14 protein-coding genes are annotated in these 10,085 nt (G+C 53.1%); 8 read left to right on the top strand and 6 right to left on the bottom strand.

The window, feature by feature from the left end:
- Both zntR and AB6V08_RS22210 read left to right on the top strand, forming a co-directional pair.
- Window positions 1-426, top strand: coding sequence for a Zn(2+)-responsive transcriptional regulator (gene zntR / locus AB6V08_RS22215; protein WP_368544950.1), 426 nt, complete (start codon window positions 1-3; stop codon window positions 424-426).
- A gap of 57 nt (window positions 427-483) precedes the next feature.
- Entirely contained in the window at window positions 484-699 is a 216-nt protein-coding gene (locus AB6V08_RS22210; protein ID WP_368544949.1) for an alternative ribosome-rescue factor A, read from the top strand.
- On the opposite strand, the gene mscL is transcribed toward AB6V08_RS22210, so the two are convergent.
- The 5 genes from mscL to def all read right to left on the bottom strand — a co-directional run bounded on the left by mscL (window position 700) and on the right by def (window position 5,473).
- The gene (gene mscL / locus AB6V08_RS22205) at window positions 700-1,110 is read right to left on the bottom strand and encodes a large-conductance mechanosensitive channel protein MscL (protein WP_368544948.1); all 411 of its coding nucleotides are present in this window, start codon (window positions 1,108-1,110) and stop codon (window positions 700-702) included.
- A 145-nt stretch (window positions 1,111-1,255) separates the two neighbouring features.
- Window positions 1,256-2,632, bottom strand: coding sequence for a Trk system potassium transporter TrkA (gene trkA / locus AB6V08_RS22200; RefSeq protein WP_089600737.1), 1,377 nt, complete (start codon window positions 2,630-2,632; stop codon window positions 1,256-1,258).
- A gap of 21 nt (window positions 2,633-2,653) precedes the next feature.
- Window positions 2,654-3,940: a 16S rRNA (cytosine(967)-C(5))-methyltransferase RsmB gene (gene rsmB, locus AB6V08_RS22195; RefSeq protein WP_368544947.1), complete on the bottom strand. Its 1,287-nt coding sequence runs from the start codon at window positions 3,938-3,940 to the stop codon at window positions 2,654-2,656.
- A gap of 52 nt (window positions 3,941-3,992) precedes the next feature.
- Entirely contained in the window at window positions 3,993-4,940 is a 948-nt protein-coding gene (gene fmt / locus AB6V08_RS22190) for a methionyl-tRNA formyltransferase (protein WP_368544946.1), read from the bottom strand.
- 23 nt (window positions 4,941-4,963) lie between these two features.
- Complete coding sequence (gene def, locus AB6V08_RS22185) at window positions 4,964-5,473, bottom strand: peptide deformylase (protein WP_368544945.1); 510 nt, start codon at window positions 5,471-5,473, stop codon at window positions 4,964-4,966.
- A gap of 127 nt (window positions 5,474-5,600) precedes the next feature.
- Here def and dprA point away from each other — a divergent pair, with 127 nt between their 5' ends.
- The 6 genes from dprA to AB6V08_RS22155 are packed head-to-tail and all read left to right on the top strand — an operon-like array spanning window position 5,601 to window position 9,385.
- On the top strand, window positions 5,601-6,725 hold the full coding sequence (dprA, locus tag AB6V08_RS22180; protein WP_368544955.1) for a DNA-protecting protein DprA: 1,125 nt from the start codon (window positions 5,601-5,603) through the stop codon (window positions 6,723-6,725).
- Entirely contained in the window at window positions 6,697-7,170 is a 474-nt protein-coding gene (gene smg, locus AB6V08_RS22175; RefSeq protein ID WP_119938520.1) for a DUF494 family protein Smg, read from the top strand. The genes dprA and smg overlap by 29 nt, the downstream gene beginning before the upstream one ends.
- 27 nt (window positions 7,171-7,197) lie before the next feature.
- Window positions 7,198-7,752 (top strand): DNA topoisomerase family protein, encoded by a 555-nt coding sequence (locus AB6V08_RS22170; RefSeq protein ID WP_368544944.1) that lies wholly within the window; start codon window positions 7,198-7,200, stop codon window positions 7,750-7,752.
- On the top strand, window positions 7,745-8,317 hold the full coding sequence (tsaC, locus tag AB6V08_RS22165; RefSeq protein ID WP_368544943.1) for an L-threonylcarbamoyladenylate synthase type 1 TsaC: 573 nt from the start codon (window positions 7,745-7,747) through the stop codon (window positions 8,315-8,317). Before AB6V08_RS22170 ends, tsaC begins: the two co-directional genes overlap by 8 nt.
- 4 nt (window positions 8,318-8,321) lie before the next feature.
- The gene (gene aroE / locus AB6V08_RS22160) at window positions 8,322-9,140 is read left to right on the top strand and encodes a shikimate dehydrogenase (protein WP_368544942.1); all 819 of its coding nucleotides are present in this window, start codon (window positions 8,322-8,324) and stop codon (window positions 9,138-9,140) included.
- Window positions 9,137-9,385: a DUF1488 domain-containing protein gene (locus tag AB6V08_RS22155; RefSeq protein WP_368544941.1), complete on the top strand. Its 249-nt coding sequence runs from the start codon at window positions 9,137-9,139 to the stop codon at window positions 9,383-9,385. Before aroE ends, AB6V08_RS22155 begins: the two co-directional genes overlap by 4 nt.
- Here AB6V08_RS22155 and AB6V08_RS22150 read toward each other — a convergent pair.
- Window positions 9,346-9,915 carry a gamma carbonic anhydrase family protein gene (locus AB6V08_RS22150; protein WP_368544940.1) on the bottom strand — a complete coding sequence of 190 codons (570 nt, stop codon included), beginning with the start codon at window positions 9,913-9,915 and terminating at the stop codon, window positions 9,346-9,348. The two genes, AB6V08_RS22155 and AB6V08_RS22150, sit on opposite strands and share 40 nt — an antisense overlap.
- Window positions 9,916-10,085 lie beyond the last annotated feature (170 nt).

Here is a 10,085-nt window from a genome sequence, read left to right as displayed (position 1 = left end):
ATGTATCGCATCGGTGAACTTGCAAAGCTTGCTAACGTAACTCCCGACACCATCCGCTATTACGAAAAACAGCAGATGATTGATCATGAGGTTCGTACTGAAGGTGGATTCCGTCTTTATACCGATAATGACCTGCAGCGGCTCCGGTTTATCCGTTATGCCAGGCAGCTTGGCTTTACGCTCGATTCGATCCGCGAGCTTCTGTCGATCCGCGTCGATCCCGAGCACCACACCTGTCAGGAGTCGAAAAGTATTGTTCAGGCCAGATTAAGCGAAGTGGAGGAACGTATTCAGGAACTCCAGACAATGCAGCGCTCGCTGCAGCGGCTGAATGATGCCTGTTGCGGTACTGCCCACAGCAGCATCTATTGTTCTATCCTTGAAGCTCTGGAGCAGGGCGCCAGCGGAGAAACTCAGGGCTGTTGATTTTTAATACACCCGGGTCTACACTGCAGCCGACTTAAATCACACTCAGGAGAAATAATGAGTCGCTATCAGCATACAAAGGGGCAAATCAAGGACAATGCCATTGAAGCCCTGTTACACGACCCGCTTTTCAGGCAGCGCGTAGAGAAGAATAAAAAAGGGAAGGGAAGTTATCTGCGTAAAGGTAAACACGGCAATCGGGGTAACTGGGAGGCCAGTGGCAAGAGAGTAAATTGCTTTCTTACCACTGGCCTTCCTGCTTTTAGCTTCTGATTAAGAACGGTTGTTCTGTTCTTTTAACAGGTCGCGAATTTCACTCAGCAATACTTCTTCTTTTGTTGGTGCTGGTGCTGCAGCCGGCTCTTCTTTTTTACGGTTCAGCTTGTTGATTAATTTGATTGCCATAAAGATGGCGAACGCGACGATCACGAAATCAAATACGTTCTGAATAAAGACACCGTAGTGCATTACAACCGCAGGGACATCGCCCTGTGCGTCACGGAGCGTTACGGCGAACTGTTTGAAATCAATGCCCCCAATTAATAAACCCAGCGGTGGCATAATAATGTCGGCAACCAGTGATGAAACGATCTTACCGAACGCCGCACCAATAATGACACCCACAGCTAAATCCACCACATTCCCGCGCATCGCAAATTCGCGAAATTCTTTAATAATGCTCATTTTATTCTCCATGTGCCAGCTGACGGTTATAAGTTTAACAAATGATTAGCCAATTTCCATTGGGGATAAATAATCGTTATGAAAATTAAAAGGCGTATAAATGGGATGGTTAATTTTGGGGTGCTCTAAAAGAGCACCCCGATCGTTACAGGAAGAAAGGACTTGGCTGGAATAAACGTTCTACGTCGGTAATAAATTTTTTGTCGGTCAGGAACATAATGACGTGATCACCCTGCTCGATCCGCAAATTGTCATTTGCGATCATGACGTCGTTTCCGCGAACGACTGCCCCGATTATGGTACCCGGCGGTAATTTAATCTCGTCGATAGATCTGCCGACCACGCGGGACGTTGTCTCATCGCCATGCGCCACTGCTTCGATTGCTTCCGCAACGCCGCGACGAAGCGAGGAAACGCCCACAATATCGGCCTTGCGCACATGGCTAAGGAGCGCAGAAATAGTGGCCTGCTGCGGTGAAATCGCGATATCAATAACGCTTCCCTGAACCAGGTCGACGTAGGCGCGGCGCTGAATAAGCACCATCACCTTTTTCGCCCCCATTCGCTTGGCAAGCATGGCCGACATAATATTGGCTTCATCGTCGTTGGTGACCGCGATAAAGAGATCAACCTGATCGATATGCTCCTCTGCGAGCAATTCCTGATCCGACGCATCGCCATAAAACACGATCGTATTTTGGAGCTTTTCTGCCAGCTCGGATGCGCGCTGCTGATCGCGTTCGATCAGCTTCACGCTGTAATCTTTTTCAAGACGACGCGCGAGACCCGCGCCGATATTACCGCCGCCGACCAACATGATGCGCTTATAGGGTTTCTCGAGGCGCTGAAGTTCGCTCATCACGGCGCGAATATGCTGAGAGGCCGCAATAAAGAACACCTCATCGCCCGCTTCAACAATCGTCGAGCCTTGCGGACGAATAGGGCGGTCGTGACGGAAAATCGCCGCCACACGCGTGTCGATATGCGGCATGTGCTCGCGCATGGTAGAGAGCGCATTGCCGATAAGCGGCCCGCCGTAATAGGCTTTCACCACGGCAAGACTCACTTTACCTTCGGCAAAGTTCACTACCTGGAGCGCGCCCGGGTATTCGATCAGGCGATAGATGTTGTCGATAACCAGTTGTTCCGGCGCGATAAGGTGGTCGATGGGCACCGCTTCCGAGTTAAACAGCTTCTCTGCATCACGCACGTAATCCGGCGAGCGAATACGGGCGATTCTGTTCGGCGTGTTGAAAAGTGAGTAGGCAACCTGACACGCAACCATATTGGTTTCATCTGAGCTGGTCACTGCAACCAGCATATCTGCGTCGTCTGCACCGGCTTCGCGAAGCACCCGCGGGTGTGAGCCGTGGCCCTGCACAACGCGGAGGTCAAATTTGTCCTGCAAAACGCGCAGCCGATCGCCATTGGTATCGACAATAGTGATGTCGTTGTTTTCACCAACAAGGTTTTCAGCCAGCGTACCGCCAACCTGTCCTGCACCCAGAATGATTATCTTCATATCTTGTGGCCTGTTCTCACATCACTCTTTGATTAGCTTAGCGTAAAAGAAGCCGTCGCCTTCTTCTGCTCCCGGCAGGTTTTGCAGCCCAGGACGTTCCGGCGTACCGGTGTCGCGCAGGGCAGCATCCGGGGTGCGCTTCAGGAAAGCGGCAATTTGCTGGGTATTCTCTTCCGGAAGCACGGAGCAGGTTGCATAGACCAGCGTTCCGCCCGGCTTCAGATGAGGCCAGATAGCGTCAAGAATTTCGGATTGCAGCTGCGCAAGTTCAGCAATATCGCGATCGCGACGCAGCCACTTGATGTCCGGGTGGCGACGAACCACGCCCGTCGCCGAGCAAGGGGCATCCAGCAAAATACGATCGAACTGCGTTTCACCGCACCATTCGGCCGGTTTGCGACCATCGCCTTGTTTAACCTGGGCTTTCATTCCTAAGCGTTTCAGGTTGTCGTAGACGCGCGACAGGCGCTGCTCGTCGACATCAACCGCCATCACGCTCGCCTGCGGCGCGACTTCAAGAATATGCGTCGTCTTTCCGCCCGGCGCGGCGCACAGATCGAGGATCTGCTCACCATTTTGCGGCTGAAGCCAGGTCATACAGCCTTGAGCGGAGGCGTCTTGCACCGTCACCCAGCCTTCTTCAAACCCTGGCAGAGCATGCACTGGCGCCGGGGAGGCTAAACGCACCGCATCGGGATAGCTGTCATGGGTGAAGCCACTCATTCCTGACTCCTCCAGCAGGGCGATCCACGCATCGCGGGAATGATGATTACGATTCACGCGCAGCCACATCGGCGGACGCTGATTATTGGCTTCAGCAATATTTTGCCATTGCTGAGGATAGGCTTTTTTCAGACGGTTAAGCAGCCAGGCCGGATGAAGGAAACGGTTTTCGGTTTTCGCAAACTCAGCCAGCAGCTCATCCTGCTGCCGCTGGAACTGGCGTAATACCCCGTTAATCAGCCCCTTCAGCTGCGGGCGCTTGATCGCCACGGCGCCTTCTACCGTTTCGGCGAGCGCCGCATGGGGAGGAATGCGGGTATGAAGCAGCTGGTAGAAACCAACCATAATCAGATAATGCACGGTACGCTGCTTGCCCGTCATCGGGCGCGACATCAGCTTTGATATCAGCCACTCGAGCTGTGAAAGGGTACGCAACACGCCAAAGCACAGCTCCTGGAGCAGCGCTTTGTCTTTATCAGACACCTTTTGCTGGAGCGGCGGCAGGACATTGCTCAATGACTGCCCTTGCTCGACCACCTGTTCGACGGCCTGAGCCGCCATACTGCGTAGATTTTGTTTTTTCATAGCCGTAAAAATGAAAATGCCCGGAAACTCCGGGCTTTAATGATGAAATTGCTCAGGCAAGACGATTGCCAGGGATGAACCACTCGCGACGGGAATTTAGCAGATCCTGAGCACTCATCGCTTTTTTAGCCGCGGGCTGCAGAGACTCAAGGTTCAAAATACCGTCTGCCGTGGCGACCTGAATACCCTGCTTGTTAGCATCGAGGATCGTGCCGGGTTCCGCGCTGGCGTGTCCTTCAATAACGGATGCTTTCCAGACTTTCACCGGCTGCTCATCGATTGTCATCCAGCTCATCGGCCAGGGATTAAACGCGCGGATGCAGCGTTCAAGCTGTGCTGCAGAAAGTGACCAGTCAATCTGCGCCTCTTCCTTGCTCAGTTTTTCGGCATAGGTGACCAGGCTTTCGTCCTGAACCTCAGGCTGCGCGGTGTTATCGGCAAGCTGCTGTAAGGTCTCAATGAGTCCCTGCGGGCCAAGATCGGCAAGCTTGTCGTAAAGGGTCGCGCTGGTATCTTCCGCAGTAATCTGGCACGAGAGTTTGTAGAGCATGTCGCCCGTGTCCAGGCCTACGTCCATTTTCATGATGGTCACGCCCGTTTCCGCATCACCAGCCCATAATGAGCGCTGGATAGGCGCCGCGCCGCGCCAGCGAGGCAGCAGCGAGCCGTGAACGTTCACGCAGCCCAGACGAGGCATATCGAGTACCGCTTTCGGCAGAATTAAGCCGTAGGCGACAACGACCATGACGTCAGCATTCAGGTCGGCGACCAGCTGCTGATTTTCCTGAGGACGTAACGATACAGGCTGAAAAACAGGTAAACCATGCTCTTCTGCCAGCACTTTTACCGGGCTCGGCATCAATTTTTTACCGCGACCCGCAGGACGGTCAGGCTGAGTAAACACGCCGACAACCTGGTGACCAGAAGTTAACAGCGCGTCCAGATGACGCGCTGCAAAGTCAGGGGTTCCTGCGAAGATAATACGAAGCGATGTAGACACGTTATTCCTTGTATCCCGGGATGTTATGCACGAGAGCGCATACGATCCAGTTTCTCTACCTTCTGGCGAATACGCTGCTGTTTCAGTGGCGAGAGGTAATCGATAAAGAGTTTACCGACCAGGTGGTCCATCTCATGCTGAATACAGATCGCCAGCAGTTCGTCAGCTTCGAGCTCGAACGGCTTACCGTCGCGATCGAGCGCGCGAATTTTCACTTTTTCAGCGCGAGGCACTAAGGCGCGCTGTTCAGGAATGGACAGACAGCCTTCCTCAATACCCGTTTCGCCGCTCTTTTCGAGCAGCTCAGGGTTGATCAGCACCAGACGGTCATCGCGATTTTCAGAAACGTCGATCACGATGATGCGCTTGTGAATGTCCACCTGCGTCGCCGCCAGGCCGATGCCTTCTTCGGCGTACATGGTATCGAACATATCATCGACGATACGCTGAATTTCTGCATTCACTTCTTTTACCGGTTCAGCGACGATGCGAAGGCGCTCGTCCGGAATATGTAACACTTGCAAAACTGCCATAAATTTCCAGAGTCGTGTTCAGGAGTTGATAAGTTTATTACCTCTATTCTAGACAAATCCCCCATTGATTGACAGCATCACTGACCAATCGCAAAGATTGCGGAGGCTGCTTATGGCAGGGAAATGGATGACGCCCACAGAGATATGGTTAAGGCTGATTAATACAGGGACTTTATGCGGCGATTTAATGCTGCGAGCTGCCGAAAATCTTCAGCGCCAGACGCACATTGACGGCGCTGTCGCCAAAGATGCCGGGCTGTCGGCCAGGCAGACTGAACGGTTTTTTGCCCTCAGCGACGCGGAGCTTGAACGTAGCCTGCTCTGGCTTGAACAACCCGACTGTTATCTGCTTCCTGCTGACGATCCGCGGTTCCCCTCTTTGCTGCGAACGATACCCGATTACCCCGGCGCGCTATTCGTGAGAGGCAGCGTTGAAGCGCTTAACACGATCCAACTCGGCGTGGTAGGGAGCCGCTCGCCGTCCTGGTACGGTGAGCGGTGGGGGAAAATCTTCTGCGAGCAGCTGGCGCAATGCGGGTTCACGATAACCAGCGGGCTGGCCTGCGGGATTGATGGCGTTGCCCACAGGGCTGCTCTTTCGGTAAAAGGCTGCAGCGTTGCCGTTCTGGGCAATGGCCTTTTTAGCATCTATCCGCGTCGCCACATTTCCCTTGCCGATGGCATTGTCGCAGCGGGCGGCGCTGTTATTTCTGAGTTCTCTTTATTAACCACGCCCTGGCCCGCCAATTTTCCGCGCAGAAATCGCATTATTAGCGGCTTGAGTCAGGGGGTTTTTGTCGTTGAGGCGGCATTGCGTAGCGGTTCGCTTGTCACGGCAAGATGTGCTCTTGAACAAGGCCGGGAAGTGTTTGCGCTCCCCGGCCCGGTAGGCAATCCGGGTTGTGAAGGGCCTCACTGGCTTATCAAGCAGGGCGCCACGCCCGTTACCAGCACGGACGACATTCTTGAAAATTTGCGATATGGCCTGCATTGGTTAACGGATGAAGCCGAAAAGCGACAATATTCCTCAGATCAGGCGGAGGTGGCATTGCCATTTCCCAAGCTCCTGGCTAACGTAGGAGATGAGGTAACACCTGTTGACGTTGTCGCTGAACGTGCCGGCCAACCTGTGCCAGTAACGGTAGCACAGCTACTCGAACTGGAGTTAGCAGGGTGGATCGCAGCTGTACCCGGCGGCTATGTCCGATTAAGGAGGGCAAGCCATGTTCGACGTACTGATGTATTTGTTTGAGACTTACATCCATAACGAAGCAGAAATGCGAGTGGATCAGGACAAATTGACACGGGATCTTACCGATGCGGGATTCGAGCGGGAAGATATTTACAATGCGTTGATGTGGCTCGAGAAACTGGCTGATTATCAGGAAGGCCTCGCCGAACCGATGCAGCTTGCTTCCGATCCATTATCTGTACGCATCTATACAGCTGAAGAGTGTGAAAGGCTGGATGCCAGCTGCCGGGGATTTGTACTTTTCCTTGAGCAGATTCAGGTGCTAAACCTCGAAACGCGAGAAATGGTGATAGAGCGCGTCATGGCGCTGGATACGGCAGAATTTGAACTGGAAGACCTCAAGTGGGTGATTCTGATGGTTCTGTTTAATATCCCGGGCTGTGAAAATGCCTATCAACAAATGGAAGAATTACTCTTTGAAGTGAATGAAGGTATGCTGCACTGATTCTAATGTGCAGCACCAAGAGTTGTTATGGCCAAATCAGCACTATTCACGGTGCATAAAAACGAGCCCTGCCCACAGTGTGGGGCTGAACTTGTCATTCGGTCCGGGAAACACGGTCCGTTTCTCGGTTGTTCCCACTATCCGGAATGTGATTATGTCCGTCCTCTGAAAAGCCAGGCGGACGGGCATATCGTTAAGATTCTGGAGGGACAGCTTTGTCCTCTCTGCGGCTGTGTATTGGTGCTGCGGCAGGGGCGCTTCGGTATGTTTATCGGATGCAGTAACTACCCGGAATGTGGACATACGGAACAAATTGATAAGCCTGATGAAACGGCAATCACCTGTCCGCAGTGCCAGCGCGGCCAGCTGGTGCAGCGCCGTTCACGTTTTGGTAAGACCTTCCATTCCTGCGATCGCTATCCTGAATGCCAGTTCGTTATCAATTTTAAACCGGTAGCGGGAGTCTGCCCTCATTGCGACTATCCGTTACTCATAGAGAAGAAAACGGCGCAAGGTTTAAAACGCTTCTGTGCCAATAAACAATGTGGAAAGCCGGTCTCGGCGGATCAAACCAGTGAATAATAACCTGCCATCAGGCTCCATTGCTCACGCTGTGGAAGTACTGAATAAAGAAGAAGTCATCGCTTATCCAACCGAAGCTGTTTTTGGAGTCGGCTGCGATCCTGACAGCGAAACGGCCGTGGGTCGTTTGCTCGCATTGAAACAAAGGCCTGTCGAAAAAGGGCTGATACTGATCGCGGCAAACTACGAGCAGCTCAAACCTTATATTGATGATTCCATGCTGACGCCAGAACAGCGGGATGCCATTTTCTCTGCCTGGCCTGGCCCCGTGACGTTTGTCTTTCCGGCCCGGGCAACCACGCCGCGCTGGTTAACCGGCCGTTTCGACTCGCTTGCCGTGCGCGTCACCGATCATCCGCTGGTGATAGATCTGTGTCTGGCATTCGGCAAACCGCTGGTGTCGACCAGCGCTAACCTGACGGGCCTGCCGCCTTGCCGGACGACGGAAGAAGTCCTGGCACAGTTCGGCGATGATTTCCCGGTCGCCGTGGGCGATACGGGCGGACGTCTGAATCCGTCGGAAATCCGCGATGCCTTAACCGGCGAACGTTTTCGCCAGGGGTAATTTAATGGAAACTTATGCAGTTTTTGGTAATCCCATTGCCCACAGTAAATCGCCCCTGATCCACAGGCAGTTTGCTGAGCAGCTTCAGATTGATCATCCATATGGTCGCGTGCTGGCTCCGGTCGATGGGTTCGTTCCTGCGCTGAATGCCTTTTTCGAGGCTGGTGGTAAAGGGGCGAACGTCACGGTGCCTTTCAAAGAAGAGGCTTTCGAGCGTGCGGATGAACTGACCGAGCGCGCTTCTCTTGCGGGCGCGGTGAACACCCTTAAACGGCTTGAGGACGGGCGCCTGCTGGGTGATAACACGGACGGAATCGGGCTGTTGAGCGATCTGGAAAGGCTGTCATTTATAAAGCCAGGCTTCAGGGTATTGCTGATTGGCGCGGGTGGGGCATCGCGTGGCGTATTGCTGCCGCTGCTGTCCCTGGATTGTGCCGTTACCATCACTAACCGTACTTTTTCGAGAGCGGAGGAGCTGGCGGTATTATTCGCTCATACCGGCAGCGTGAATGCAGTGGCGCTTGACGATCTGGAAGGCCATGAGTTCGATCTGGTGATTAATGCAACCTCCAGCGGGATCGGCGGCGAAGTACCTGCTATTCCGGCATCCGTAGTGAACGCTCATGTGTTTTGCTATGACATGTTTTATCAGAAAGGAAAAACGCCTTTCCTGAGCTGGTGTGAACAACATGGCGCGAAACACCTCGCTGACGGCCTGGGCATGCTGGTGGGGCAAGCGGCTCATGCCGTACTGCTCTGGCATGGCGTATTGCCTGCCGTCGAACCCGTCATTGAAAAGCTCAAACAGGAGCTGTCCGCGTGAATCAGGCTATTCACTTCCCGGACAGGGAAACCTGGGATGACGAAAAACAGGCCGTCTGTTTTCCGGTGCTGGTGCATGGAATGCAGCTGACCTGTGCAATCCACAAAGACACGCTGTTGAGTCGCTTTGGCGGTACGCAGCCTCTTGAGGTGTTTTGCGAAAACCGCTGGGATCTTGAAGAAGAAGCCAGCGATTTAATTCGCGATCAGCAGGAAGACGATCGGGGTTGGATCTGGCTTTCCTGATCTAAATACTCATCCTTCCATTTTACGTAGTTGTTCGCAGAATATTTCAAACCTTCAATTTCCGCTTCTGTTAAGGGGCGGATCTGTTTCACCGGGCTTCCTAAATAGAGATAGCCGCTCGCGAGCCGCTTGTTTTGCGGAACGAGGCTCCCGGCGCCAATCATCACGTCATCTTCTACAATAACGCCATCCAGCAATATCGAGCCCATTCCCACCAGAACCCGGTTGCCTATCGTGCAGCCGTGCAACATGACTTTATGGCCGACGGTCACGTCTTCGCCAATAAGCAGCGGATGACCGTCCGGGTTATAAGACGATTTGTGCGTAACATGCAGGACGCTGCCGTCCTGGATATTGGTACGTGCACCAATCGCAACATAGTTAACGTCCCCCCGGATCGCAACGAGTGGCCAGATGCTCACATCATCAGCCATTCGGACATCGCCAATGACAACGCTGCTGGTATCGATCATCACGCGATCGCCTTTTTTCGGGAACAGATCTTTATAAGGGCGTAGTACTACAGACATATCTACCTCGGCTGGTGGGCGCTATACAGAAGACTTTGATCGTATTTTGGGATCGAGGCAAGGGCAAAATACGTCAATATTTAAGCAAATCGGATGGGATTTCAGCGAAAAGAGTGGAAAAGCAGCAGTCAGAAAAAAAGATCTAAAAAACGCTTGTGCTAAAAACTGGG

It is taken from the genome of Enterobacter soli, assembly GCF_964208575.1.
Classification (GTDB): Bacteria; Pseudomonadota; Gammaproteobacteria; order Enterobacterales; family Enterobacteriaceae; genus Enterobacter; species Enterobacter soli_A.
The sequence above is the reverse complement of the archived record's forward strand: the minus strand, read 5'-3'. Positions and strand labels throughout refer to the sequence as shown.

Bases quoted from the DNA above. Each gene is read 5' to 3' on its own strand.
- zntR (WP_368544950.1), top strand. From the start codon at position 1: ATGTATCGCATCGGTGAACTTGCAAAGCTTGCTAACGTAACTCCCGAC.
- AB6V08_RS22210 (WP_368544949.1), top strand. From the start codon at position 484: ATGAGTCGCTATCAGCATACAAAGGGGCAAATCAAGGACAATGCCATT.
- mscL (WP_368544948.1), bottom strand. From the start codon at position 1,110: ATGAGCATTATTAAAGAATTTCGCGAATTTGCGATGCGCGGGAATGTG.
- trkA (WP_089600737.1), bottom strand. From the start codon at position 2,632: ATGAAGATAATCATTCTGGGTGCAGGACAGGTTGGCGGTACGCTGGCT.
- rsmB (WP_368544947.1), bottom strand. From the start codon at position 3,940: ATGAAAAAACAAAATCTACGCAGTATGGCGGCTCAGGCCGTCGAACAG.
- def (WP_368544945.1), bottom strand. From the start codon at position 5,473: ATGGCAGTTTTGCAAGTGTTACATATTCCGGACGAGCGCCTTCGCATC.
- dprA (WP_368544955.1), top strand. From the start codon at position 5,601: ATGACGCCCACAGAGATATGGTTAAGGCTGATTAATACAGGGACTTTA.
- smg (WP_119938520.1), top strand. From the start codon at position 6,697: ATGTTCGACGTACTGATGTATTTGTTTGAGACTTACATCCATAACGAA.
- AB6V08_RS22170 (WP_368544944.1), top strand. From the start codon at position 7,198: ATGGCCAAATCAGCACTATTCACGGTGCATAAAAACGAGCCCTGCCCA.
- aroE (WP_368544942.1), top strand. From the start codon at position 8,322: ATGGAAACTTATGCAGTTTTTGGTAATCCCATTGCCCACAGTAAATCG.
- AB6V08_RS22150 (WP_368544940.1), bottom strand. From the start codon at position 9,915: ATGTCTGTAGTACTACGCCCTTATAAAGATCTGTTCCCGAAAAAAGGC.